The sequence below is a fragment of the Vibrio hangzhouensis genome (assembly GCF_900107935.1).
GTDB lineage: Bacteria > Pseudomonadota > Gammaproteobacteria > Enterobacterales > Vibrionaceae > Vibrio > Vibrio hangzhouensis.
This window is the reverse complement of the sequence record NZ_FNVG01000006.1, coordinates 191,688-217,819: the sequence shown is the minus strand read 5'-3', so window position 1 is coordinate 217,819 and position 26,132 is coordinate 191,688. Positions and strand designations below refer to the sequence as shown.

The 26,132-nt window shown below is 45.7% G+C and carries 29 protein-coding genes; 24 read left to right on the top strand and 5 right to left on the bottom strand.

Annotated features, from left to right (window positions below):
- The first annotated feature begins 71 nt into the window (after window positions 1–71).
- The 7 genes from C4S60_RS08680 to C4S60_RS08650 all read left to right on the top strand — a co-directional run bounded on the left by C4S60_RS08680 (window position 72) and on the right by C4S60_RS08650 (window position 7,200).
- A complete protein-coding gene (locus C4S60_RS08680; protein WP_103879942.1) occupies window positions 72–1,133 on the top strand; it encodes an aldose epimerase family protein in 1,062 nt (353 codons plus the stop codon).
- Between the two features lie 150 nt (window positions 1,134–1,283).
- On the top strand, window positions 1,284–2,534 hold the full coding sequence (locus C4S60_RS08675; RefSeq protein ID WP_103879941.1) for an AGE family epimerase/isomerase: 1,251 nt from the start codon (window positions 1,284–1,286) through the stop codon (window positions 2,532–2,534).
- A 244-nt stretch (window positions 2,535–2,778) separates the two neighbouring features.
- Window positions 2,779–3,639: a class II fructose-bisphosphate aldolase gene (locus tag C4S60_RS08670; protein ID WP_103879940.1), complete on the top strand. Its 861-nt coding sequence runs from the start codon at window positions 2,779–2,781 to the stop codon at window positions 3,637–3,639.
- Window positions 3,640–3,806: 167 nt separating this feature from the next.
- The gene (locus C4S60_RS08665; protein ID WP_103879939.1) at window positions 3,807–4,427 is read left to right on the top strand and encodes a TRAP transporter small permease; all 621 of its coding nucleotides are present in this window, start codon (window positions 3,807–3,809) and stop codon (window positions 4,425–4,427) included.
- Between the two features lie 12 nt (window positions 4,428–4,439).
- Window positions 4,440–5,729 (top strand): TRAP transporter large permease, encoded by a 1,290-nt coding sequence (locus C4S60_RS08660; protein ID WP_103879938.1) that lies wholly within the window; start codon window positions 4,440–4,442, stop codon window positions 5,727–5,729.
- Window positions 5,730–5,802: 73 nt separating this feature from the next.
- Window positions 5,803–6,849 (top strand): TRAP transporter substrate-binding protein, encoded by a 1,047-nt coding sequence (locus C4S60_RS08655; RefSeq protein ID WP_103879937.1) that lies wholly within the window; start codon window positions 5,803–5,805, stop codon window positions 6,847–6,849.
- Between the two features lie 87 nt (window positions 6,850–6,936).
- Window positions 6,937–7,200 (top strand): PTS sugar transporter subunit IIB, encoded by a 264-nt coding sequence (locus C4S60_RS08650; RefSeq protein ID WP_103879936.1) that lies wholly within the window; start codon window positions 6,937–6,939, stop codon window positions 7,198–7,200.
- 63 nt (window positions 7,201–7,263) lie between these two features.
- On the opposite strand, the gene C4S60_RS08645 is transcribed toward C4S60_RS08650, so the two are convergent.
- Window positions 7,264–8,136, bottom strand: coding sequence for a LysR family transcriptional regulator (locus C4S60_RS08645; RefSeq protein WP_103879935.1), 873 nt, complete (start codon window positions 8,134–8,136; stop codon window positions 7,264–7,266).
- Between the two features lie 223 nt (window positions 8,137–8,359).
- On the opposite strand from C4S60_RS08645, the gene C4S60_RS08640 reads away from it, so the two are divergent.
- The 10 genes from C4S60_RS08640 (at window position 8,360) to C4S60_RS08595 (ending at window position 18,655) form a co-directional block, all read left to right on the top strand.
- Window positions 8,360–8,869: a YgjV family protein gene (locus C4S60_RS08640; RefSeq protein ID WP_103879934.1), complete on the top strand. Its 510-nt coding sequence runs from the start codon at window positions 8,360–8,362 to the stop codon at window positions 8,867–8,869.
- Window positions 8,870–8,948: 79 nt separating this feature from the next.
- Window positions 8,949–9,998 carry a TRAP transporter substrate-binding protein gene (locus C4S60_RS08635; RefSeq protein WP_103879933.1) on the top strand — a complete coding sequence of 350 codons (1,050 nt, stop codon included), beginning with the start codon at window positions 8,949–8,951 and terminating at the stop codon, window positions 9,996–9,998.
- A gap of 95 nt (window positions 9,999–10,093) precedes the next feature.
- A complete protein-coding gene (locus C4S60_RS08630) occupies window positions 10,094–12,112 on the top strand; it encodes an alpha-glucosidase (RefSeq protein WP_103879932.1) in 2,019 nt (672 codons plus the stop codon).
- A 184-nt stretch (window positions 12,113–12,296) separates the two neighbouring features.
- Entirely contained in the window at window positions 12,297–12,446 is a 150-nt protein-coding gene (locus C4S60_RS23640; protein WP_167390964.1) for a hypothetical protein, read from the top strand.
- 330 nt (window positions 12,447–12,776) lie between these two features.
- Window positions 12,777–14,699: a dihydroxyacetone kinase operon transcriptional regulator DhaR gene (dhaR, locus tag C4S60_RS08625; RefSeq protein ID WP_103879931.1), complete on the top strand. Its 1,923-nt coding sequence runs from the start codon at window positions 12,777–12,779 to the stop codon at window positions 14,697–14,699.
- Window positions 14,700–15,598: 899 nt separating this feature from the next.
- Window positions 15,599–16,021 carry a DUF3592 domain-containing protein gene (locus C4S60_RS08615; protein WP_103879929.1) on the top strand — a complete coding sequence of 141 codons (423 nt, stop codon included), beginning with the start codon at window positions 15,599–15,601 and terminating at the stop codon, window positions 16,019–16,021.
- A gap of 167 nt (window positions 16,022–16,188) precedes the next feature.
- Window positions 16,189–16,623: a hypothetical protein gene (locus tag C4S60_RS08610; protein WP_103879928.1), complete on the top strand. Its 435-nt coding sequence runs from the start codon at window positions 16,189–16,191 to the stop codon at window positions 16,621–16,623.
- A gap of 449 nt (window positions 16,624–17,072) precedes the next feature.
- Complete coding sequence (locus tag C4S60_RS08605) at window positions 17,073–17,471, top strand: hypothetical protein (protein ID WP_103879927.1); 399 nt, start codon at window positions 17,073–17,075, stop codon at window positions 17,469–17,471.
- Between the two features lie 134 nt (window positions 17,472–17,605).
- Window positions 17,606–18,139 carry a P-loop NTPase family protein gene (locus C4S60_RS08600; RefSeq protein ID WP_103879926.1) on the top strand — a complete coding sequence of 178 codons (534 nt, stop codon included), beginning with the start codon at window positions 17,606–17,608 and terminating at the stop codon, window positions 18,137–18,139.
- A gap of 60 nt (window positions 18,140–18,199) precedes the next feature.
- Entirely contained in the window at window positions 18,200–18,655 is a 456-nt protein-coding gene (locus C4S60_RS08595; protein ID WP_103879925.1) for a DUF3291 domain-containing protein, read from the top strand.
- 44 nt (window positions 18,656–18,699) lie between these two features.
- On the opposite strand, the gene pncB is transcribed toward C4S60_RS08595, so the two are convergent.
- Complete coding sequence (gene pncB, locus C4S60_RS08590) at window positions 18,700–19,932, bottom strand: nicotinate phosphoribosyltransferase (RefSeq protein WP_103879924.1); 1,233 nt, start codon at window positions 19,930–19,932, stop codon at window positions 18,700–18,702.
- 277 nt (window positions 19,933–20,209) lie between these two features.
- Between pncB and C4S60_RS08585 the strand changes: the two genes are divergently transcribed.
- The 7 genes from C4S60_RS08585 (at window position 20,210) to C4S60_RS08555 (ending at window position 23,920) form a co-directional block, all read left to right on the top strand.
- Window positions 20,210–20,479, top strand: coding sequence for a hypothetical protein (locus C4S60_RS08585; protein ID WP_103879923.1), 270 nt, complete (start codon window positions 20,210–20,212; stop codon window positions 20,477–20,479).
- 38 nt (window positions 20,480–20,517) lie between these two features.
- Window positions 20,518–20,970 carry a GNAT family N-acetyltransferase gene (locus C4S60_RS08580; protein WP_103879922.1) on the top strand — a complete coding sequence of 151 codons (453 nt, stop codon included), beginning with the start codon at window positions 20,518–20,520 and terminating at the stop codon, window positions 20,968–20,970.
- Window positions 20,971–21,081: 111 nt separating this feature from the next.
- A complete protein-coding gene (locus tag C4S60_RS08575; RefSeq protein WP_103879921.1) occupies window positions 21,082–21,297 on the top strand; it encodes a TIGR02450 family Trp-rich protein in 216 nt (71 codons plus the stop codon).
- A gap of 41 nt (window positions 21,298–21,338) precedes the next feature.
- Window positions 21,339–21,740 (top strand): HIT family protein, encoded by a 402-nt coding sequence (locus C4S60_RS08570; RefSeq protein ID WP_103879920.1) that lies wholly within the window; start codon window positions 21,339–21,341, stop codon window positions 21,738–21,740.
- Window positions 21,741–21,894: 154 nt separating this feature from the next.
- A complete protein-coding gene (gene hchA / locus C4S60_RS08565; protein WP_103879919.1) occupies window positions 21,895–22,749 on the top strand; it encodes a glyoxalase III HchA in 855 nt (284 codons plus the stop codon).
- Between the two features lie 44 nt (window positions 22,750–22,793).
- Window positions 22,794–23,348 carry a P-loop nucleotide/nucleoside kinase family protein gene (locus C4S60_RS08560; RefSeq protein ID WP_244183063.1) on the top strand — a complete coding sequence of 185 codons (555 nt, stop codon included), beginning with the start codon at window positions 22,794–22,796 and terminating at the stop codon, window positions 23,346–23,348.
- 164 nt (window positions 23,349–23,512) lie between these two features.
- Window positions 23,513–23,920 carry a GFA family protein gene (locus C4S60_RS08555; protein ID WP_103879917.1) on the top strand — a complete coding sequence of 136 codons (408 nt, stop codon included), beginning with the start codon at window positions 23,513–23,515 and terminating at the stop codon, window positions 23,918–23,920.
- A 380-nt stretch (window positions 23,921–24,300) separates the two neighbouring features.
- Here C4S60_RS08555 and C4S60_RS08550 read toward each other — a convergent pair whose 3' ends face one another.
- The 3 genes from C4S60_RS08550 to C4S60_RS08540 all read right to left on the bottom strand — a co-directional run bounded on the left by C4S60_RS08550 (window position 24,301) and on the right by C4S60_RS08540 (window position 25,816).
- Window positions 24,301–24,690 (bottom strand): universal stress protein, encoded by a 390-nt coding sequence (locus tag C4S60_RS08550; RefSeq protein ID WP_103879916.1) that lies wholly within the window; start codon window positions 24,688–24,690, stop codon window positions 24,301–24,303.
- Between the two features lie 157 nt (window positions 24,691–24,847).
- Window positions 24,848–25,237 (bottom strand): DUF302 domain-containing protein, encoded by a 390-nt coding sequence (locus C4S60_RS08545; protein WP_103879915.1) that lies wholly within the window; start codon window positions 25,235–25,237, stop codon window positions 24,848–24,850.
- A gap of 204 nt (window positions 25,238–25,441) precedes the next feature.
- Window positions 25,442–25,816 carry a hypothetical protein gene (locus C4S60_RS08540; RefSeq protein WP_103879914.1) on the bottom strand — a complete coding sequence of 125 codons (375 nt, stop codon included), beginning with the start codon at window positions 25,814–25,816 and terminating at the stop codon, window positions 25,442–25,444.
- Window positions 25,817–26,132: the final 316 nt, after the last annotated feature.

The following is a 26,132-nucleotide window of genomic DNA, read 5'->3' as shown; positions in this document are numbered from 1 at the left end:
AATTGAGACGGGGTGGGCATTAGCTCACCCCGTTTTTCTTGGAAGCACCTGTTTATCTTGGAGACAATAGCGTGAAAATTAGTGTCGAAAATTGGGGTGAAGTCGAAGGTCAATCCATACCAGTGAAGCTGTTCACATTAGAAAACAGCCAAGGTATGAAGATTCAAGTTACTAACTACGGCTGTATCGTCACCTCTATTGCAACGCCAGACCGTGACGGCAATAAAGCGGATCTTGTTTTGGGGTATGAAAGCTTAGAAAAATACCTAGATGGTCACCCTTTCTTTGGTGCCATTGCTGGTCGCTACGCAAACCGTATTAAAGATGGTCGCTATGAGTTGGATGGTGAAGTCTTTCAGCTAGAAACCAATGAACCACCAACAAAGCAACATCTGCACGGTGGTAGTAAAGGCTTTGATAAACATGTTTGGAATTTTGCCGTTGAAGAGCAAAAGGAAGCGATTTATCTCCACCTGAGCCGTGTTTCTCCAGATGGTGAGTCGGGTTATGGCGGAAACTTGAATGTGACTCATACCATCGGCTTAGATGAAATGAACCAGGTTCATTACAACTTCAAAGCGACAACAGACAAGCCAACCGTGATCAACCTGGTCAACCACAGTTATTATAACTTGGCTGGTCATGATTCAGGCTCCATTGATGGTCATGAGCTGAAGCTTTATTCCAACTTCTATACCCCAGTTACCGATAAATCAATTCCAACGGGTGAGGTTCGCTCAGTAAAAGGCTCTGGTCTGGACTTCACTGAAACAAAAGTGATTGGTCGGAATATGGATTTGATGCCCGACCGTGGGATTGACCACAACTTGATCATTGATGGCTCGAAAACAGAAGGTGAGTACGCTTACGCTGCAGAGCTTTATGAACCAAATAGTGGCCGTTTTATGACGGTACTCACTACTCAGCCAGGGGTTCAGTTCTACAACGGATTCAAGCTATCAAACAAGCCTTGGTTTGGTCGCAACGGCTTTAAGTACGAGTCTTGTGCAGGTATTTGCCTGGAGACTCAGCACTTCCCAGACAGCCCGAACCAAGCACATTTTCCTTCAACTCGCCTGAATCCAGGTGAGGTGTTTGAAGAGAAGACTATTCACCGTTTTGGTGTGAAATAGTCAAAGATAAAACCACAATAAAATGTCACTTTTTGTCTATTTTTGTCCAAAAGTGATAACTAACTAACAGAATTAAACGTCACTGACTGGTACTTTAGATTCAACATAAAAATACAGTGACAACAAAATATAGTAACGAGGAAACACCCTATGAAATGGATTAATACCAAATCCCATACCTCTTGGCTGGACACAGAAACAGACCGCATTTTTGAGTTCGGTCGTAATTCTGTTGTTCCAAACGGTTTCGGCTGGATTGGTAATAACGGTAACGTTCGTGAAGAAATGGGTACTCGCCTTTGGATCACAGCTCGTATGCTTCACTGCTACGCACTAGCAGCACATATGGGTCGCCCAGGTGCATACGATCTTGTAGAGCACGGTATCAAGGCTCTTGAAGGTCCATTAAAAGATAAAGAGCACGGTGGTTGGTTTGCAACGATCGACAACGAAGGCGAAGGCATCATGGATGAGTCTAAACAAGGCTACCAACATGCGTTCGTTCTACTAGGTGCAGCAAGTGCTGTAACAACAGGTCACCCACGCGCTCAAGCGCTTCTTGATGAAGCAATCAATGTTTACGAGAACCGCTTCTGGGTTGAAGATCGTCAAATGTGTTACGAGTCTTGGGACCGTGCTTGGACTGAAACGGAAGACTACCGTGGCGGTAACATGGCAATGCACTCTGTAGAAGCATTCCTAATCGTTTACGATGTAACGAAAGATAAGAAGTGGCTAGACCGCGCACTTAACATCACTGAGTTCATGATCAACAAGACAGCAAAAGGTCTGAACTACCGTGTGAATGAGCACTTCGATTCTGACTGGAAACCACTTCCTGATTACAACAAAGAAACACCAGCTAGTCACTTCCGTGCTTACGGCGGTACTCCGGGTCACTGGATCGAGTGGGGTCGTTTAATCTGTCACCTACGCGCGACTTTGCTAGAGATCGGTGAAGAAGCACCAGCATGGTTGCTGGAAGACGCTATCGGTCTGTTTGACGCAACGGTACGTGACGCTTGGGCGGTAGACGGTGCACCTGGCTTTGTTTACTCCGTTGACTGGGATGGTAAGCCAGTGGTTCTTGAGCGCATTCGTTGGGCTCCGGTGGAAGCCATTGGTACTGCCTACGCACTATTTACAGTGACCGGTGACAAGAAGTACGAAGACTGGTACCGCACTTGGTGGGATTACTGCCGCACCTACCTAATCGACTACGAAGGTTGCTCATGGTGGCAAGAACTGGACGCGAACAACCAAGCGGGCACGAGTAAAGTTTGGGATGGTAAACAGGACATCTACCACCTGATGCACTGTCTGGTCATTCCTCGCCTGCCTTTGACTCCGGGTCTGGCACCAGCGCTTGCTGAAGGTCTGCTTGATAAACAGATGCAGTAACATGCTCATTTAGAATGTGAGACAGAGAGCTAACGTAAAAGATGACAGCATTTTGCTGTCATCTTTTTTTTTGTCCATTGTTTTTCATTTGTCACTATCAAAACGCTCAATAAGATGTGCTCTATAGCTCATTTTTGTCCATTATTGTTTGTTTGTGTTGTAAAGTGATACATATCTAACAGAAATGAACGTTTCAGACTGGTAATTTACTACAGTAACGAACAAACACAGAGGAAGACTCACAATGCCTTACATGTCAGGTAAACAAATGATTCAACAAGCGTGGGAAAACGGCTATGCCATCGGCGCTTTTACTGCACATAACCTGGAAACAATCAAAGCTGTATTGCTGGCTGCAGAAGCAGAGCAATCGCCAATCATGCTTCAGATTGGGCAAAAAGCAATTAACGAAATGGGCATGAAACCTCTGCGTGATGCAGTAGATTCCCTGTTACAGCACCACAAAATTTCTGTTCCAATCTGTATTCACCTTGACCATAGCCGCAAGTTTGAGCAGTGCATGGAAGCAGCAACGCGTGATTTCCAATCGTTGATGTTTGACGGTTCTGCGCTTCCTTTTGACGAGAACGTACGCGTAACACGCGCTGTGGTTGAAGTGGCTCATGCGCTTGGTCTGGGTGCAGAAGGTGAAATCGGTAAAATCGGTGGCACAGAAGACGACATCACGGTTGATGAGAAAGACGCGATGATCACTACTGTAGAAGAGGCGCTGGACTTCTCTGAGCGTACGGGTGTTGACTATCTTGCCGTGTCTATCGGTACTGCACACGGTGTTTATAAAACAACGCCTGAGCTTAAGTTTGACCGTCTGACAGAAATCAAAGAAGCGGTGAAGAAACCTATCGTTCTGCACGGTGGTTCTGGTGTGCCAGATGATCAGGTTGTGGAAGCTGTGAAGCGTGGTGTCGCGAAGATCAACGTAGATACTGAGCTGCGTCAGGGCTTTATCAGAGGTGTTCAGGCGCACTGGAAAGTAAATGAAGACGACTTCATTCTGGCCGATGTGATGAACACAGGTATTGAAGCAATGATGGAAGTTGTACAACACAAAATCCGTCTATTTGGTTCAAACGGTAAAGCTTAAAACAACAAAATGTCCGTAATGTGACATTAACCCTACAAAAAACAACACATTGTTTCTGGTTGTGAAAATAGTCACGGAACAGAATAACTATCTAAGTTATCAATACCCATCCGGTAAACAATGTGTTGTTTACATAAATATATAAATACAAACTCTTAGGTGATTCTATGCTACGAGCAATTGAAAAAGCATTGAATACGGTGACAACTCCGGTCTCACGACTTTTAAGGCATGTAGCAGGTATCTTATTGCTGGTCATGACGGTGATTGTTGTTGCTCAAGTTCTTTTCCGTTATGTGTTTAATGTGCCTCTAAGTTGGACTGACGAATCTTCCCGATTTCTGATGATCTACATGACGTACCTTTGCTTACCTTTCGTTTACCTCACAGACAAAAACATCGCGATGACGTTTTTGACTGAGATTTTAGAGAAGAAAGCCCCACGTATCTTTGCGGCGTTTGCCCTGGTTGCACACATAGCAGCAATTCTAGTGTTCCTAGTTTGGATCAAGTTCGGTTGGAACTTCTTCAACACAGGTTCGGTAATGGCGGACAGTCTTCCTATTCCAATGTACTTCGTCTACATCATTCCACCAGTGATGATGACAGTGACAATCGTGTACGCAGTACAAAAGTCTATCGCATCAATTCGCGGCATTCTGGGCGATTTTGAAGACGTATCTCAAACCGCAAAAACGGCTGGTCTATATGAAGGCGGCCAACAAGCAGTTGAATCAACGGAAGAACAAGAAGAATCTCCGTTGGTTGAATCTAAGACTGCGGCTTAAGAGGGTGTTGTAATGGTTTCTCCAATTTTTATTCTATATTTCCTAATTCTACTGATTGTCGGTGTACCTGTTCTGTTTACACTTGGTCTATCGCCAATCATTACGCTAGTCCAAAATGACCAAATGCTGTTTGCGAACATGCTTTATCAGCGCCTTTACTCTGGTCTAGATAGCTTCCTGCTACTCGCTTTACCATTCTTCATGCTGGCGGGTGAGTGTATGACAGCGGGTGGTATCACACCACGTATCATCGCATTTGCTCAAACTATGGTTCAGCACCTACGAGGTGGTCTTGGTCATGTAGTTATCCTTGCGGCAACAATCTTTGGTGCCCTAACAGGCTCTGCGGTAGCAGCGACTTCAGCGATTGGCGGCATGCTGATTCCTGAAATGAAGAAATACAAATACGATACAGGTTATTCAGCCGCACTGACGGCCGCAGCAACGGTATTGGGTAACATCATCCCACCATCTGGCATCATGCTTATCTACGCGTTCGTTATGAACACATCTGTAGCAGCGATGTTCCTGGCGGGTGTGACACCTGGCATCATCTTCTGTTTGGGTCTGATGGTGATGAACCGCATCCAGATCAACAAGTATCCTGATGTTCAGCCAATGGAACGTGCACCAGCAATGGAGCGCCGCCAGGCATTCAGACTTGCTCTGGTACCTCTAATGACTCCGGTAATCATCCTGGGTGGTATCTATGGCGGTATCTTTACACCGACCGAAGCTGCTGCGGTAGCCGTAGCCTACGCAATCGTTGTATCGCTATACATCATCAAGGCAACAAACGTTAAAGCAACTTACGCTCTATTCGCGAAAGTAGCAGTGAACGCAGCATCTATCCTAATCATTGTTGCTGCAGCAAGTGGCTTCGCATCGCTAATCAGCTTGTCTGGTGTATCGACGATGGTCGCTGACTTTATGAATGGCATCACGGATAACCCATACCTACTCTTTGCAATCATTAACGTATTGCTATTCCTAATCGGTATGTTCCTAGATGCGGGTCCTGCGATTCTTATCTTCGCACCAATCTTCGCGCCAATCATGACCGCAGCGGGTATCGACCCTGTTCACTTCGGTGTGGTTATGTGTGCAAACCTATCAATCGGTTTGGCAACACCACCAATGGGACTTGTACTGTTCGTAGCATCAGGCGTATCGAAAGTACCAGTATCAGAAATCTCTAAGAAGATTATCCCATTCCTGATTGTCGAAATGGCCCTTATTTTCATCATCTCGTGCTTCCCACAATTGGTGATTGGCCTGCCACAAGCATTCGGCATCATGTAAAAAATAAGATAAGCGGCACAAACATAAGTGCCGCTATCAAAAATAAAACAATGATCTATTAGGATTGCAAAAAATGAAAAAAACACTTATTACTTTAGCGACTTCTACCGCTCTTTTAGCCAGTGGCGCAGCATCTGCTGCCACGGAATTCAACGTGGTTCACCTGACTTCACCAGACAGCTACAACCACCAGTCACTGCTTGTGTTCAAAAACCACTTAGAAACACGTTCTAACGGTGAACTCAAGGTAAACATCTACGGTTCGGGCCAGCTATGTGGCTCAGGTAAAGAATGTATTGCCGGGGTTCAGGCAGGCATGTTCGACTACTTCCCAACAACCGTTTCTGAAATCGCCTACTACTGGAAACCAGCGGAATCCTTTGACTTGCCATACCTTCTACCTAATGACCGTGTTGCTGAGTGTGTCTACGGTGATGATGAGTTCATGGCGGACGTACGGAGTAACGTTATTAAGAAAGCACCAAATGTGCGTTTGATGATGGTGGCAAACTCGGGTGGCTGGCGTAACTTTGCGACCACTAAGAAACCGATCAAAGCGCCAGCCGATGTAGAAGGTATGAAGATTCGTACGGTTCCTGCGAAGGTTCAGCAAGATTTGGTTAAAGAGCTTAATGGCTCACCAACACCGATTGCATGGCCAGAAGTTTACACTGCACTGTCCACAGGTGTCGCTGAAGGTACTAAGAACGGTATCGTCGATATCATCCAAAGTCGATTCCATGAAAGTCTGGATTACCTGACACTGGATGGTCACGCATATATGGGTGGTGCATGGGTGATGTCGGATATGAAGTTCAAGTCTCTGTCGCCAGAGCTTAAGCGAGTGGTTCTGGATGCTATCAAGGCACAGCAACAGTACCTGAACTCCTATCCTAAACACAACGAATACGCTTCATACGAAACGTTCAAACAAGCAAACGGTAAGATCTATAACCCAACGCCAGCGGAGAAAGACGCATTCAAAGCAGCAACCAAACCAGTTATCGATAACTGGGCAGCGAATGCAAACGCAGAGGGCAAAGAGTGGTTGGAGCGTTTCCAAAACCAAATCAAAACATGTGAAGCAGACATTGAAACGTCTTACAAGCTAACCATGTAATGTGTATTTAAAACCACAAAGTGCCAGCCAATTTGCTGGCACTTTTTATTTTCAACCTGTCTTAATTGATAGAATTAGGAGAACGATATGATTAACGATAAAGGTGATTTGCAGGCCAAGGCTAGAAAGATCCTTATGGGTTTAGGTGGTATCGAGAATATTGTAGAAGGTAAGATCGATAACTGTGCAACGCGTCTTCGAATCCAGGTGAAGGATATGGGCGCGGTGGATGAGAATGGCTTACGTCGCCAGGGCGCGTTAGGCTTTATCCGATTGCCGGAAAATCAGGTGCAGGTTGTGTTTTTTGATGTACATAGTTTGGCCGATGAGTTGAGAGCCCAAGTGGCGTGAATATGGTCTGCGCAGTCATCCCCTTGAAAAAGGGGATCTCATCCATCGCGCCGTAAACCTAATCTACTTACTGGCAGCGTGTTGCACGTGCTGAATAAATTTAGTACAGAGCGGGTCAATACGCTCCGAGTTCCAGACCAGACCGACATCCCAACATGCATGATCGCCGGTGAGAGGAATGAACTGGATTTCAGGTTGACTGATCCGAGCCACACTCGCAGGAATAATGGTATACCCCAAACGTGCTGACACCAATGCGAGTAATGTCATGATGTTATCCGCTTCTTCTACTGGAGTAAGTTGTTGCTCCGCTTCCCACAAATACGCACTGATGTGTTTAAACATCGTTGGGTTCTTGGTTGGACTTAATCCGAGATAGTCAAAATGACTGAGTGATGCCCAAAGGTCGCTTTCATCCACATGCTCTTGTTTATGGATAGCAATGGCCAATTGGTCACCAAACAATGGGATAGCGGCTAACGGCGGTTCGACGGGCAAACGGTCAAAACCAATTTGCAGGTTGCCAAGTGTTAGGCCTTCAATCATTTTGTGAGAAGGGTAGTCGTTCAGGCTGACATGCACATTGGGGTGGTCTTGTTTGAACTGAGCAATATAGGCGGGTGCTTCGTAAAAAGAGGAAATACCAAACCCGATATTGAGGTGACCGGATGTCCCTTCAGCGACATAACTAGATAACGTCTTGAATGATTGAAAACTCTTCAGCATTCGCCTTGCTTCTGGCAACAAAATCTTGCCCATTGGCGTCAGTTCAGCACCATGCCTGCCACGTTCAAAAAGTGTGACATCTATCTGTTCTTCAAGACGTTTTATCTTCTTGGTGAGGGCTGATTGAGTAATAAACAAGTGCTCGGAAGCGACCCGATAATTCTGATCTTCAGCCAACTGGCAAAAAGTGCGAAGTAAGTCTATATCCATTCCGGTTTGGAATCAAAAACTGAATTTGTTTCATTATATCTAATGAAAAATCCATTGTATAGTTTGTTCTGTGTTTAGGAAGTAGAAGTCCTAAACGTAATAAGTGTTTTTAATATTTTGCCCTGTGTGTTTTATACCACTTTATAATTAGAGGAATAGCTCGCAGGGCTCTTTTTAAAACTAAAATAAACTATTGTAATAAATTTGTAGAGAGTCAATCTAGATGAGCGACACATATATTCAAGCATTAGGATTTGTCGCCTTTGGTATTAATATTTTGGCATCATCAACAGTGAGCGATAATCGTATGCGAGCGCTCATATGCCTTTCCTGTTTGACCTTCTCTCTTCATTACACTTTGCTCGGTGCTCTCGTAGCTGGTTTGAATCTGTTTGTGAACTCATTCCGAGCATTTATATCATTGAAGTTTAAGGGAACAATGGTCTTTTGGATCTTTGTTCTATTACAAGTAGCACTCAGTGCTTACTTTTATACAAGCCCAACGGATTTGCTGCCAGCGGTCGCATCATTAGTGAGTTGTTATGCACTATTTTGCGCAGAAGGTTTGCGAATGAGAATCGCGTTTCTTATCTGTACCCTAATATGGATGTTAAATGCAATTATTGTGGGCTCTTATGGTGGAATATTAAACGATATGTTTAATGCAACCATGCTTTGTATCACAATATTCAGAATAAAAAGAGAGCAAAAGCCTCAAGTTCAAGCTCAATAAACAATAATAGCCAAAACGTGATCTTGTTAATTGAAATTAAAATATCAGAATCACACCAATAACCGTGAAAGGACTAATCATGAAAAAAACACTATTAGGTTTAGCTGCTGCATCATTATTTGCTGCAGGCGCTGCTAACGCTGCTGATTACAAGCTAACTGTACCGCATGTAACTTCTACAGATGGCTACAACCACCAGTCGCTACTTGTGTTTAAGAACTTTGTTGAATCACGCTCGAATGGCCAAATCCAAGTTGATATTTACCCTTCTGGTCAGCTTTGTGGTAACGCAAAAGAGTGTATGGCGGGCGTACAAGCAGGCATGTTCGATTACTTCCAGACGACGATTCCTGAGCTGGGTAACTTCTGGCAGCCAATTGGTGCCTTCGACCTACCGTACATGCTACCAAGTGACCGTGTTGCTGAGTGTGTATACGATAACGAGAAATTCATTGGTGACGTCCGTAAAGAAGTTGCTGCCAAAGCACCGAATATCCGTCTGATGATGGTGTCTAACTCGGGTGGCTGGCGTAACATCGCGACAACGAAGAAACAGGTTAAGAGCCCAGAAGATGTTAAAGGCCTGAAATTGCGTACCGTTCCTGCAAAAACTCAGCAAGAGTTAGTTAGAGCAATGGGTGGTGCACCAACACCAATCGCATGGCCAGAAGTATATACAGCGCTGTCTACGGGCATGGTTGACGGTACTAAGAACGGTGTTGTTGACATCATCATGAACAAATTCCACGAAAGCCTGAACTACATGATCCTAGATGGTCACGGTTACATGGGCGGTGCCTGGGTATTCAACGACAGAAAATTCAAGTCGTTCCCGGATGAGCTAAAGCAAGTGGTGATTGATGGTGTTGCTGCACAGAACCAATACCTACGTGCGTATCCGAAGCATAAAGAGTTCGAGGCTTACGAAGAGTTCAAGAAAGCGGACGGTGTTGTTTACAACCCAACAGCCGCTGAGAAAGAAGCATTCAAAACGGCGTCAGCGTCCGTTAAGGATTCATTCCTGGACAGTGCAGGATCTGATGGTCAGAAATGGCTACAACGTTTTGAAAGCGAAATCAAAACTTGTGAAGCAAAAATTCAGGCGGATTACGACATTCAGTTCAACTAATCCCCGCGATTTAACATTCTCATAATTAAAAAGTCAGGCGCACTTTCTATTAGGTGGTGCGCCTTTATTTTCCCTAAATTTTGGAAGCCGCCCACATGAAACTTGTCCATACCCCAACGGGTTTTACAATCAGTCATAAAAACAGAACCGTATTTGAACACTCAGAGGCAAGTCCTGCGCTGTACTTAGGTATTGGCGAAGGTAACTTTGATATGTACCGTGGTAACTTTGACATCACGGACTATGTCATCGAGCGTCTTCCTCTGCGTCAGTTCAAAGTAGACAGTTTTGAGCGTGACGGTCAGGAATTCCACTCTATTGGATTCTATTTTGATGGCAAAGAAGTCATCCAAATGATTGTTGGCGAGACCGCTGAATCTCGTCTGAAAGCAGAATTTGAAGCGATTGATAAAAGCTTCAACCGTTTCTGGATGCGCGTTGCCGCAACAGAAGAAGAGCGCGTATTTGGCTGTGGCGAACAGCTCACTTATTTGAACCTTCGTGGTAAAAACTTCCCGCTGTGGTCATCGGAACCGGGCGTAGGTCGTAATAAGAACACCTATGTAACCTGGCAGGCGGATGTGAAAGACAAGGCGGGCGGTGATTACTACACCACGAACTACCCACAACCGACGTTTGTGTCCGACAAGAAATATTTCTGTCATCTGGAAACAACGGCCTATGCAGACTTTGATTTTACTAACCCAGAGTTCCACGAGCTGCAGGCATGGGATATTCCGCAATACATTTTGTTTGATGCCGAAGAGAGCTACCCGGAACTCATGACCAACATTACCGATGTATTTGGTCGTCAGCCAGAACTACCAGAGTGGGTGTACAACGGTGTGATTCTGGGCATTCAGGGCGGTACTGACATCACGATTGAGAAAGTCGAAAATGCCAAGAAAGCTGGTGTTGAAGTGGCGGGTGCATGGTGTCAGGACTGGCAGGGCATCAAAATGACGTCATTTGGTAAGCGCCTACAATGGGATTGGCAGTGGAACAAAGACTTGTACCCGGGTCTGGACACGAAAATTCATGAACTCAAGGAGCAGGGCGTTCGCTTCCTTGGCTATATCAACCCTTATGTGCTGGAAGATTTCCCTCTGTATGACGAAGCGCAAGCGAAAGGCTACCTGGCCACGAAAGAAGACGGTTCTAAATACGTGGTCGACTTTGGTGAGTTCTACTGTGGGGTTGTCGACTTCACAAACCCAGAAGCGTGTGAATGGTATAAAGGTGTGATCAAGTCGAACCTGATTGATTTCGGTCTTGATGGCTGGATGGGTGACTTTGGTGAATACCTGCCAACAGACTGCTCACTCAGCAATGGTGTGAGTGCAGAGATTGAGCACAATAAATGGCCATACCGCTGGGCTAAAGTGCAGCACGAAGCGATTGAAGAGGCGGGTAAAACGGACGACATCTTGTTCTTCATGCGTGCAGGCGGTACTGGCATTCAGGGTTACTGCCACACCCTTTGGGGCGGTGACCAGTCAGTAGACTGGTGTCTGGATGACGGTCTGGCATCTGTGATTCCGGCAGCGCTCTCTTCCGGTCTGATGGGTAACGGTATCCACCATAGTGATATCGGCGGCTATACCACACTGCACGGTATGAAGCGTACGAAAGAGTTGTTCCAGCGCTGGGCAGAAATGGCGGCATTTACACCGATCATGCGCAGTCACGAAGGTAACCGTCCGGGTGATAACCATCAGTTTGATACCGATGAAGAAACGCTAACGCATTTGGCGAAGATGACTAAGATCTTCACGCACCTTAAGCCTTACATTAAAGATGCGGTTGCGCTAAACGCAAGTCAGGGTGTACCCGTTCAACGTCCGCTGTTTATGCACTACGAGCAGGATGACGAAGCGTACGAAATCAAGTATCAATACCTGTTCGGTCGCGATATTCTGGTGGCTCCGGTCTATAACCAGGGTGAAACCGTTAAGCGTCTCTACCTTCCAAAAGACAAATGGGTTCATGCCTGGACCGGTGAAGTCTTTGAAGGTGGCTGGATTGAGGTTGATGCGCCAATTGGCCAACCTGCGGTCTTCTATCGTGAAGCATCAAGCTACCGCGACCTGTTAGACGGAATTAAAAACGCTTAAATTCAATAAGTTAAGCGAGTAACTAAAAGCCCGGCCTGAGTGTTGGGCTTTTATTTGTTCATAAAACAACAAAAAGTGACAATTAGATACAATTTTAGATTGACGGATGTCACAAATGGGTGCAAAATTGCGACGTAAATCACGCAGTGGTCGTGATAATTCACTCTCATACTAAGGCACTTAAATGAACAACGCAGCAACACTGACTCTTGAACAACCCGTCGAACTTATTGACTCCAAAACTAAAGTTATTCTTCGCGAAACCGTTTCACTTGTGAAAATGGCTTCAGCCGTAGCTGTACCTTTATTGCTGCTTTCTCTGGCGTGGATCTAACTTCAGGTCAGCCAAGAAACGCACACAGGGAAGTGCGATATCCCATCATCACTCCAATCCTTCATTACTCCTTTTTTCATGACTCTAAGCTTTCATGAACGTACGCAAACTAGACCACATACAGGTCTGGCTTTGTTGACCTACCTCTTTCGAGTCAATTTTCAGTAAAGGCTGCCGATCCCTGACGAAGATCAGTGTTATCGCCATTAGCAAAATCTTCAGATTCACTGTGTGAATGCAATCACTCTCATTTATTGCAAAGTCAGGTAAAATAAGGCGTTCTGCACTACCGTACCGTCTATCTCGAAGACGAACTAGCCTGGTTTACCGATGCTGTCGATTGAAGATAACAAAAAGAAATGGGATTTTTTCCAGAAGCACCACTGGGTGTCTCCTGAGTTTATGCTGTCGCCGATCCTGGAGTCCTGGGAACGCTGCGCGAAACAGTCTAGCCCTTATAACTGGTCGAAACCGCATATCGCATCGGGATACACACTTAAGTCACTGATCAAACGTAACGAGCGCGTGATTACTTGTGCGACGACGGTGATAGAAGACACTTATGATTTGTTGCGTGACGAAGCTGTTATGTTGTTTGTTACCGATGACAGTGGCTGCGTGTTGTTTACCGTTGGTCATGACGACCTGCTGCGGGAAGTGAATGAACTGGGACTCAAGAAAGGCTGCTTCTTTTCCGAAGGAAAAATCGGCACCAACGCCATCAGCCTGACACTTAATACTCATATGCCCGCAGAAGTGTTTGCTGCCGAGCATTTTAATCGCCATCTACATCCCTACGCGACAACGGCTGCACCGATTTTCGATACCTTTGGCCGCTTGCGGGGCACCATCTCTTTGCTCAAAAGGGCCCAAGAATACAGCAAAGAAAACCATGTGATCATTTCGTCCTGTGCCAAAGAGATCGCCCTACAAATTCATGTTCAGAATGAACAAGAGACCATGAACCGTTTACTCAACGCGCACAATGCGACCCTTGAGTGTATGGATGATGGCTTGCTGGCGTGGAATGAGGAAAACCGCATCACCATGGCGAACCAACAGGCGGAAAGACTGTTGAACTTCAACACCTTAGAAGTGATTGATAAAGATATCTTTTCCGTGGTGAGGTTTGCGCCCACCATTCTCACTAGCATCGAAGAAGACAACACCATTCGCCGCAAACAGACCACGGTAGAAGTGGCGGGGGAGTTTATTGAAGCGATCATCACCCTGCGACCGCTAGTGGATGGCTCTAAGTTGATGTTTATCCACCCCATCGACAAAATTCGCGAACTGGCACAACAGCAAATCGGCGGCAGCGCCAAATACACTTTTGCCAACTTGAACGCTCAATCCAAAGGGATGAAGCATGTGATCACCGTCGCCAAGCGGGCCGTCAAATCCAAGGCACCGATACTGATCACCGGTGAAGAAGGGGTCGGTAAGTCTGATCTGGCAATGGCGATTCACAACGAAAGTGACTTTAAAGACGGACCATTTATCGCCATCAACTGCCGGTCTTTGACTTCAGAAACCATGATCCGTGAAATGCTCGGCTACGACGACGAAGACGGTCACGGGCTGCCATCAAAGTTCGAACTGGCCCACAACGGCACACTGTATCTGGAAAAGATCGAATACCTCAGTCCCGAACTGCAAGCAGTGATACTCAAGCTGCTGAAAACCGGTTTAGTCAGCCGCAGCGACAGCCAACGACTGATCCCGGTGAGCTTTCAGCTGATCACCAGCACCACGTCTGATATCAGCGAATACGTTGCCCAGCGCTCATTTGGCCGCCAGCTTTACTATGAGATTTCCTCCAACGAACTCAATATCCCGCCGTTAAGAAAGCGCAAAGAAGACATTGAGCACCTGGTGATGATGATCATCACCAACTACGAAAAGCGCCACAATGTCGCGGTTTCCATCGAAAAAACCGTTATGGATGCACTGGTCAAATTCACCTGGCAAGGCAACAACTCCGAGCTAAAAAGCCGCATGGAGCGCATCTTACTCAACCGCAGTTCCAACATGATTTCGCTAGAAGATATCCCCGAAGAGATCAAACTCAACTCTGGCGATGACGGCAAAGAAGGCAAACAGATTCTGACGCTAGAAGAAGTGGAAAAGAAAGCCATTATTCAGGCCTGGAACCTCTACGACGGCAAAATGCAAGACATGGCCAAAGCCCTGGACATAGGCCGAACCACACTGTGGAGAAAAATACAGAAATATGGGCTGGATGAAGGGTAGGCGGAACCCATCCAGCCTATTAGATTTGCTGTCGTAATGCGACAAACCCAAAGCGACAGCACATCACTTCAACGCACCACACCACCAAATTCGCGAACCCCAGCACCTTTCAAACCGCATTATCTCCGAACCGCCTCTGTCTCCGAATCCGAGTCATCTCCGCCCCGCCGTCATCTCCTTGAAAAAGGAGATCTCCCACCGCGATCCGTAAACCCAACAGAGCCACCCAACTCACTGACATATAAGCATTTATCAGGATGTCATCCGAATTATACCCCTATCATTTGGCTAAGAAATCACATAACCTATTCATATGACTTGAGTTGCTCATTTGGATAGAGCAGGATAGACGGAAAGGAAAAAGGCAGAAAAGACCGAAAAAATCTGTCTATAAAGCGTTATGTGTGCAGGGATATCACATGAAAATTAACGGGTTACAATACTATTGGCTAGTCGCTAGCGGTTTAATACTTTATATTGCTCTTGTAGTAATTGGCATCGTATATGGTGAACACGAAGTATCGACTAGCAACTTAATGCTATCCATTTATTTAGTCGTGTGGCTTCCAGCTGCAATTTGCTATTACACTGTTATTTTAGAAATGTGGTCAGTTTTTCGTTTTAAGCTAATTTGGGTCGCTATTACTCTACTAACAATAGCGTTTAGTGTCAGTGATACTTTCTTGATACTAATTGCTTTAGCACCACATATTTATTGGCTGTGGCGCATTAATGGCATAAACGAAGAGCACACATAACAAATTGCTCAAGCAGACAGCTAACGCTTGGCGGTTTCGGTTTGGTTGAGTTCAGTTATTAAGGTGGCTTTGCTTGAGAGTCGTAGTCGTTAGCTGCAACTTAGCAAAGCGTTATGACACTCGTAAAATAAGGAGGTTAGAGTGGAAAATATCAACTGGAATATACTGTTTTTATATACAATGCTTGTATTTGCGTTTTTACTAGAGCTTCATTATCTACTTAAAAATGTGAAGGCTAAAAGTTGGAACAAGGCTAAAGGTATGGTTCTAAGTAGCGAAACTGGACTAGGTGGTCCGAGCGAAGGAACACTGAAAGCAAAAGTGCGTTATACCTATTGGGTTAATGGTGAAGAGCTGGAATCAAATAAAATAGCTTATGCCACACTAGATACTTGGTTTGCAATATTTAAAAGACTCTACATTAAAGTAGGGGAAACTGAAGTCTACTATAACCCAGAGAAGCCGACTGAATCAGTATTGGTGCCGGGCGTACGTCTATTCCATGTTTTAGATATGTGCATCATTTTGGCTTGTGGTTTATATTTTCAAACCATAGTGTCATAACAAACAATTTAAGCAGACCCTCAAAGCTCAGCACTTTTGGTTTGCGTCGGGTTGCGTGTTTACGGTGGGATGCGGAAAATTAGCTAGTGTGTTTCGGGATACTTAAATGGGCGTTATAGCTAATGCATGAACAAAAATGCGAGACTTACATATTAAGGAGATAATTTGTGTTAGGCTCATTTTCGAGTATCAAGCTCTATTTTTACGTTGGTTTGGCGGTATTATTCTCTTACTTGTCGTATTCACTCTACCAAAAAGAGCAAGAGCTTTCAGGTTATAGAGCGCAAGTGGTTCAATTGGAAGCCAATAATTCCATTTTGAAAGGCAACTTGAAGAGCATGCACGATACACTTGAAGCGACTAAATTGCAGTACAAGAACTATAGGGAACTACACTCTACTGCTGATTCAGAAGTAAATGAGTTGCGAAATAAAAATAGAAACCTCGACAAGCAAAACACAGTGTTTAGTAAGAAATTAATTGAGATAAAGAAGGAATTGAATATTGCTGAAGCTAAACTACTTGAGTACCAGATCCCCAATTCTATTGTTGATGCTTACAACGCTAACGGCATGTACAACAAACAGGTTACCGGCCCCTGAACCAGTTGTTGTGGAAAAGACTATTAATATATACGTCACTATCCCTGACTCTCTGCTTGTTGAGCAGTGCGCTGAACCGGCAGTTTTGAATCATGGTGACACTGTTAGTGATCTTGTTAATGCAGTCAACCATAATCGCGTTGGTATTCAAAAGTGCCAGAATGTAATCGATGCAATCATTAATTACAATAATGAGGTGAAGAGAAAGTCAGGTGTTTAAAGCTAACCCACTTTATCAAGTCGAAGTCTAACTATACAAAGCGCATATGGTAGATTCGCGTTGGGAGATTTAAACGGATGTGATTATGGAATATAGGATTAATTAGGATGGTGTATCGCTCAATACTTAATACGATGTTGCCCATTAACCCAACATCTTAGCCACAATATGGCAAGGCTAAATAATCCACTGGACTATTTTCATCACGGATCTTTTTAAAGGACTAAAAATGCTAGATTCAACCAACGAATATTTTTTACGCGGTGTGGCCGTAGCGTTTGTTATTAAGGCCATAGCTGTTTGGTACTTGGCATCAATGCAAGAAGAGTATTTTGTCTTCATACTGACGCTTAGTTTGGCTCTACTTGTACTGCATTGTGCAACGGCGGTGTTTTTTCATTACTTGGCGATGAGGTTTGGAGGGACGGGCTTCGACCCGGAGAGTAAATGGTATCCTGTTTTTGCAGGGATTTTATCAGTCCACAGTGCCACCTTCTTTGAAGACACAGAGTTTGTCCAAAGTCTGAATGGTTTGGTTCAGATGTTGGTTGCTTTGGCTTTCATTGCCTTTATGGCGTTCTTTTCAACCTACAATGCTCAAAAGCATCGTAAAAAATCACTCAATTAACCAGTAGGGCTTTGGCACTTTTGTTTTGCACAACCACAGTGATTAAAGCCCTTTTACTCAACCATTCATTCACCGTAAAACAAAACCGTGCTGACGTTTATGCGTCCCGTACTCGAAGAATAACAGGTAAAAGCATGAAGAAGATTAACGTTGTTGGTACCAGTGGAAGCGGTAAGAGTACGTTCAGCCGGATGCTGGCGGATAAGTTGAATTATCCTCATCTGGAAATGGATGCCATGTTCTGGAAGCCCAATTGGCAGGAGTCTACGGATCAGGAATTTTTCGCCACTCTGGAAAGCAAGTTAGCCGATGAACTCTGGGTACTCGATGGCAACTACAATCGCACAGTGCCCATCAAGTGGCAGCACGTTGATACGGTAGTATGGATTGATTACTCATTTTCGAGGACCTTGTATCAGGCGGTAAAAAGGGCTTTTCTGCGTTCGATCACCAAACAAGAGTTGTGGCCTCAGACCGGAAATGTCGAGTCGTTCCGAAAATCGTTTCTGAGCAAAGATTCGGTGATTCTGTGGACACTGAAAACCTACAAAAGTAATCGGGTTCGCTATCAACAGGCGATGTCAAATCCCGAATATCGCCATATCAATTTTATCCGCATCACAAGCCCTAAAAAGGCAAAGGCGTTTGTCGATAAGCTTGGTACATAACGGGGATCTGCAGTAAGCGAGACACCGCCCATAGCCACAACTATTCAAGGAATGGACACCATGAAACTAGCACAACTTAATATCGCACTGGCCAAGTACCCGCTGGACGCGCCGGAAATCAAAGAGTTCGTAGACAACCTGGATTTAGTCAATGGTATTGCCGAGAGCAGTGAAGGGTTTATTTGGCGGCTGAAGGACGAAGCCGGTGATGCCACGAATATCAAGCTATTCGACGATCCGAATATGATTATTAATATGTCTGTTTGGGAGTCGGTGGATACGCTAAAGAACTTTATGTTCAGAACCCACCACAGAGACTTCATGCGTCGCAAAAGTGAGTGGTTTCATCGTCTCGCCGAAGATACCTATGTGTTGTGGTGGGTTGAGGACGGCCACATCCCGACCACAGAGGAAGCATTGGCGCGTCTGGAGCACCTAAGACAACACGGCGACACCCCACATGCGTTCACGTTCAAAACAAATTTCACGCCGATGGATATAGAATCGCCGGAGTAACCTGGTTTAACAAACGGCTTCCTCTAAAATAAACAGGTAATGCGCTAATGGGATGAATGCGACAAGCCAAAACTTTGTTTGAGCGTGGTGAGAAAGTCAGCATCTTCGCACATGGCTTTTTCTGGCTCATCACTGATTTTAGCGACGGGCAGGCCGTTACACTCTGCCATTTTGATGACGATAGACAGCGGTTGATAGTGACCAGTTTCGTCTTGCCAGGCTCCCATATCACTGGCGAGAAAGGTGCCGATTCCAAAGCTGATGTTGGTTCTCCCTGCGAAGTAGTCGCAGATATCCAGCGCAGTGGCGAAATCCAATCCGTCGGTAAAGATCAGTGTTTTTGACATTGGGTCGATGCCCAGTGACTGGTAATGGGCGATCATTTTATCCCCCCATTGAAAAGGACTGCCAGAGTCGTGGCGTACGCCAGCATAGCTGTTAGCGCGCTCTGAGTCGAAGTCCTTCAGAAAAGCATCAATCCCAATGGTATCCGTCAGCGCAATGCCCAGTTTGCCGTTAAAGGTAGACTGCCATAAATCCAATGCCATTTGCTGTGATTTCAGCGGCGCAGCGAGCGCCTGATGAGCCATAAACCATTCATGGGCCACAGTGCCGATAGGCGTCAGATTAAAGCGTTTTGCGAGATGATAGTTGCTGGTGCCTGACATCAGAGCAGGGACCTGTTGACTCAGGTAGTCGACCACATCCTGTTGGATCTGAGCGCTAAAACGGCGGCGACTGCCCATCTCGGAAAACTGAAAATTGGTGATGGCGCGTCTATTGAGCTGAGACTTCAATTCTATGACCTTTTTCTTGAGTGTGCTCGCGAACTGGCTATAGGGGATCTGGCTCCAACGCTGGCGATTGCGAACTTCAGAGATGATGCTCATGATCAGAGTTTCGTACAGAATCGTTTCATGCCACAGACCTTTAACTGACACACTGAGCTGTCCGCTGTTTTGCGAAACCGTCACTTGCTGTTGGGGAGCAAATTTGAAGCGGGACAAATAATCGATGAAGTCAGCGCTTAAGTAAGGCGCCTTCTGCTCAAGGTATGTTAGCTCGCTGGGTGTGAACTGACACTCGGACAGGGCATTCACTTCCTTTTCAATCAGGCTTTGCAGATCAGACAGGTTTTCTTTGGAGCGCACTATTAGTTCATAACGCACGGTCGTGTGTGGGTAGTGCGTGAAAGCGGCAAACATCATATTGATTTTATAGACGTCTAAGTCGAGTGCGCTTTGGATAATACGATCGTTGAAAAGTGAGCCTGACATCCGGCCTTCCTATTGTGTTACTAGGATTGATGAAGTGTGGCACTCTAGATAAGGCAGAGAAAATTGTCAAATGTGACAGTAGGTTGAGGGCCAGACAGGAGAAGTACCTCAAGATTTAAACCGTTAAAATTCAAACTGAGCAATCAGCCGACGCTTATGCTTTCACTCCCCTGGGGGAAAGTTAACCGTGAGTTTGTCACCCTTAGACCCATATCTCGGAAATTACCCCGTAACTCACCGATAATTCTATGAGATTCATTCCAAAACAGGGCGGCCTATGCAATCACAAAAAGCTGAGTTGTTGGCATTGTTAGCCAAAGAGTGCGATAAATACACTTCTATTCCTGCTTGTGATCTGCAGGCAAAACGAGAGAAAAAGAGCTTTATTGATGGGCTTATGACAGCGTGCAGAGTGGTCGGCATTAGTTATCAAGAACTGAGTGCGGTGGTTGAGAGGATGCCAAAACAGTCAAAATACAAAGATCTGGATGAACTGCTCTCAGTACCCACTTATATACGTGAAAACGTGGAAATCCATCTGCCGTAACCGGTTCAGGAGATTTTGCTCATTAACAGAGGAGTGGCATGAATAGGCGCAATGAGCCAGAAGTGATGCCGATAGTACTGGCCGAGTGTAAGCCGGGGGCAGTCATGCTGGATGAACTTGAAGCTTTGTTTCAGTCACAATGGCCGGATTTTACGTTTGACGGATACAGTTCTGAACTTTTGCGTCCTGTTGCTGCAATCTCAAATGAGCAGTTGGTGGGCGGTTTGGCGTTCACTTTTTATCCGCATCCAAATGCCTGTCATGATGCTTTGTGGGTCAATGCGCTATTCGTTGTATCAGGGTTTCGGGGCAGTGGGGCGGCACGCAGATTGATAGCGAATGCTATCAATGAGGCGGCAGGCCAGGGGTATTCTGAGCTCTTGGCGTACACTCATATTCCCGATTTCTATAAGCGACTAGGTTGGCGGCAAATCGAAGCGCAGAGTGAACCCGGACACTCAGTGATGAGTATTTCTCTGACCGCTGGTTAAAAAATAGTCAGCTGTAGCGGATTCAGCATTGTATAACACTGAACCTGCCACGCCAGTAGTCCGTAAAATTAGACGGTTTTCCAACTATCGTCAGAGTGTTACGGAGTGAATATGAATCGAATTAATCCCAATAAGTTACGTAACAGCAAATGGACCGCCGTTAAACCGATGAATCGCGAGAAGCATTTTATGGTGTCAGAAGTGGAGTTTGACGAAGAGGGAATTGTGGTGCTGTGTAAGCTGCAAGCTGTCCTTACCAAAAATGAATACGCCATTGACTGGCGGGAACTAAAGCGTGAGGAAATCTGGCTACACGGCTGGAAATAAAAATCAACAATAAGTGGCAAACCGGCCCAGGGTGAACATCATTGGTTAAGTCAAAGACCATCGTGGAGCAAATCGTATCCCGCGACATTGAAGCAGTAATTGTGTATGAATCTGAACATGTTATTGCCTTCGCTGACCACGATCCTATCAATTTTGGACATATACTCATTTGTCCTACTCAGCCCTATGGATCCTTTATTGACCTACCAGTTGCTGTACACGATGAGATACAACACGTCGCTCGCGATCTGTATCACAAAATAGTGAACAAGTTTAACCCCGATGGCATGTCGTTTATTCAAAATAACGGCACGTGTAATGAACTAAGCCATTATCATCTGCACATTTTCCCCCGTTTCGATGGTGACCAGTTCGGTTGGGTGAGCAGTGAACTGGGGATACAAAGTATCGATGTGCTGCGAGAGTCGTTGGCGGGATTATGAGCCAACTAAACGAGTCTGTTGCTCTCTCCGTGCCATAGCTACGAATCTTTTTTGAGATTGCATCGAGAGAATTTTGTTTATTTTGCAAATAGTTAGCGCTGACTTTCTAACTTATAGCTATACTGAACAATCAACATACTGAAAGGACGCGATTATGTTAAAGAAATTGTTGGGCCTGGCTCCGCATCAGGAACCGGATGGGTCGTACTCACCCTCTAAACTTGCGCTCAAGCTGGCCACCTCAGACAAGACTGACTACAAAGCAGTGTCCTATCCTCCCTATGCGGGCAGTAAGACAAAAATATTAGTCATTGCCACTGAGCAGAAGAATATGGAGATGCAGAACGGTAAGCAGTTTTCGACCGGTAATCATCCTGTTGAGACTCTGGTGCCGATGCTGCATCTTAAAAATGCGGGCTTTGATTTTGAGATCTGCACGCCGACAGGCAAGCCGGCGATATTGGAAATGTGGGCTTTTCCTAAGCAAGATGAGCATGTGAAAGCTATCTACAGTGACTACAAAGCCGCTTTTGATAACCCCAAAAACTTATATCAGCTGATCGAAGATAACCAACTCAATGCCGACGATTACGCGGCAGTTTTTTTGCCAGGAGGCCATGGTGCAATGTTGGGGCTGCCTGAGGATGAAAATGTTGGCTCATTACTGCACTGGGCGCACGACCACGATTTGTTCACTGTCTCTATTTGCCACGGGCCTGCTGCGTTGCTATCAACGATGCAGGGCGGGAATGACTTCCTATATCAGGGCTACAAGATGGCAGTCTTTCCTGATTCGGTGGATGCTCAAACGCCGCTGATTGGTTACTTGCCAGGCAAAATGACACAGGGGCTGAGTGAAAATCTAAAACAACTGGGGGTGACGCTGGTCAACACCAAAGCAGATAATGCAGTATGTCTGGATCGTCGATTGATCACAGGGGCGAGTCCTTTAGCTGCTGACGCATTGGGTAAACTGGCTGCAGAAACTCTTTTGTCTGCGGACAGATAACACGGTTTTTTCATCCTGCTCTGCCAACGTGTGAACGAGCATGCATGGGAAACCGGATTGGATTACTGAGACCGACGTCCTACGAATCACTCATAGGAGAGAAGATGATACCTAAGGGAAAACTGTTCTTTTTTTGTGGCAAGATGGGGGCGGGCAAGTCGACTCAGGCCAAAGTGGTGGCCAGAGACAACAACGCCGTGCTGATTTCTGAAGATGAGTGGTTGTCGGCTCACTTTGCCAATCAAATTCACACCTTTGATGATTACCTTATTTATTCGAACACAATCAAGCCGTTCGTAAAACGTCATGTTCAGGATCTACTGGAGGTTGGCACCAATGTGGTTATGGATTTTCCAGCCAACACGGTCAGGCAACGGCAGTGGTTTACCGAACTGTGCTCCGAAGTGGGCTGCGAGCATACGTTGATTTACCTCGTTCGCAGTGACGAACAGTGCCTACAACAGATTGCTAAACGTCGCCTTGAGCAACCAGAGCGGGCACACTTCGATACCGAGACCGTTTTTCATCACGTGACACAGTATTTTGAAGCACCAGAAGATGATGAAGGCTTATCTGTGGTTTATGAGGAGTGCTACTGAGAGTGATTGTTGCTGACTAATCATAAATACACCAAGTGCGACCAAGAAGGAGAAGTCTCCTCATAAAGTCGGCTTTCATTGACGTGTGTTGTTGGCGTTGGCATCGTCAGAGGTGCGGAACCTACCTCAGTGCCCCGGATTATTTAGATTAAAAGGAGAGAACGATGACCCGAACCCTTACAGGTGGCTGCTGTTGTGGCAACGTCACTTTTAGAGTTAATGATGACTTTCGCAAGTTTTTCTTTTGCCATTGTGAGCAGTGCAGAAAGCTGACAGGCTCGGCTCACGCTTCCAATCTGTTTACTACTCCGGACAACATAGAATGGATTCAGGGGGAAGAGAACACTAAACGCTATGATCACCCGACACGTTCATTTTCAAAGGTATTCTGTACCGACTGTGGGTCGGGGTTGCCATTTTTGTCTCAAAACGGAAGATTCTTGATTGTCCCCGCTGGCAGTCTGGATCAAGAACCGTCCAAGCCTCTGGACGCCCAGATTTTTTGCGAAGAAGAGACAGATTGGCACAAGTTAGGATTGAGTGGCAGAAAAGTCGAGGGCTTTCTTAAGTAGAACGTTATCCGAGACGAAGCGGCAGGACATGGTGTGTAAGTTGGATGAGTCACCCGTGGTATGAGGTCCTAATGCCCGTCATCTTCACGCAAGTGAAGATCTCATGAAGCGAGTGACTTTCTAAATTGACCGCCGAACCCAACGCATCTCAATGCAGCGCGGTGCGGTAGGGTATATGAATTGGGTGAGTCATTCGTGGTGCGAGATCTCCTTTTTCAAGGAGATGACGGCGGGTTGGAGATGACGGTTTAATTTGTGGACGGTTTAATTTGGGGACGGCCGTGTGTAGCGGCGATGACGGTGTGTAGTGGACGACGAAGTGATGCGGTGATGACTAACTAATACGGGGACGGCGCAGTATTATTGAAGAGTCATCAGGCTTAATCCTCCAAATACACCACCAATAAGTCACCCTCTATAGCATCGGCCATCTTAGGGACGGAAGAAAATAATCGACTCAATACTTTATGATGGTGCCCGCAGACAACAAGGTCGACACCATGTGTCTTGACCAGTCCAGAGAGTTTAATGTGCAAATCACCGACGACAACAAAGGCTTCATCAATGGGGTAGTCGCTGTTATCTGCCAACGTTTGTAACTCACTTTGTAATTGCTGTTCGTTTTTGGGCTCTAACACCACCTTATGCACATCCACATAGACAAACGACACCTTGCTCTTGTCCTGTCTGGCAATTGCGATCGCTTTGTCGATCACTTTCTGGCTGGGGTGAGATAAATCGACCGCCACTAAGATGTGCTTGTAGCTCATTGCATTTCTCCCTAATCATCATAGGCAAACTTAAGTCTAGCACCTTTGGAGCGGCTGATTTCTGAAAGCAGCAAAGCAATTCGTTAAAGCGTCTGAATGCGAATCATCCAGACGTCCGGATTGGTGTGGGTAATGTCAGGCTAAAGAGTTGCTACTCTCAGGCACTGATAGCGTCCCTTACACGCTCAAGTCTGGACTTCACTTCACTTGCCAACTCGTGAACATTCGGTTGTTGCACCAGGCTAAGTACGGATGCCGGGTCCATAAAGGCAACGGTCACCGAATCGTCTTCTTCCTCTCTGACCACGACATTACAGGGCAGGAGCAATCCAATGTCGGGCTCTGCCGTGATGGCTTTATTTGCCAGGTGGGGGTTACAGGCTCCCAGGATGATGTAGGGTCTTCTATCTACATCAATTTTCTTTTTTAGCGTGGCTTTGACATCGATTTCAGTCAATACTCCAAATCCCTCTTTGGCGAGTTCTTCGGTAACCCTAGAAATGGCGTCAGTATAACTCCCTGCAAATGTAACCGAAAATCCGTACATACATGGCTCCCTGTAATTGAATGAGACAGATAACATCAGAATTATAGTCGGGATTTTTACTCTGCCCTTGAAAGCAGGGGGCAAAGTTCACACATCGGGAAAATTAGTGAAATAGATATGGGGAATCAATTAAGCCACCCGGATGAGTGGCTTGTCTGGAGGACCGATTGAGGGGCTCAATAGGCCTTGAATGAAAATATTGGGTTACTGACTTTCTTTCATCGCCGAAATGACTGACGGGTCATTTAACAGGTTGAACAGCAGACTCTTAGCTGATGAGCGTTGTGAGTCGGAGAGCTTCTTCTTTGGATTCTCTCTGGTCTGCGTCAAAATGTTGGTGACGAAGCGACTGTTGGTGCCAGATAACTCGTAAACGAACCTAAGAGTGTCGAGTAATTCTTCTTGTGGGAGACTGTACACCGCCATTTCACAGCTCAGGCCATCCATAGACAGCAAATTGTTCACGACTGCCCTTCGTTCTGCATTGAACTTCTGTTTCGCCTCATAAGCATCGATCAGAGCCTGAACTCGATCTGCGATAGCGACAGGCACTTCCATTGTTTTGGTTTCATGAGTCATTGCTGAATCTTCTCCTCTAGCTAGGATTCAATCTATGGGTCATTGGAGTGACCCATTATCACCGGCGCAAACCACTGCCAGACCGGTAAACACTCTTCTATGTGGCTATTCTAGCCGACAAAATCATAACGTATCTGAGAGAGTGTTGAGCTTGTTAAGATTCATTCTGCCATATGCGGACATCGCATAATAGTCGTTGTGCCCGTTTAAAGGCGCAATTCTGACAGTTTGCCGGGTTATTACCCAATGTGCTGATTGTTATGGGATGTTTTTGGATGTGTCACAGGAGAAAGGAGTAAAAAGTGGCAAGCCTGGC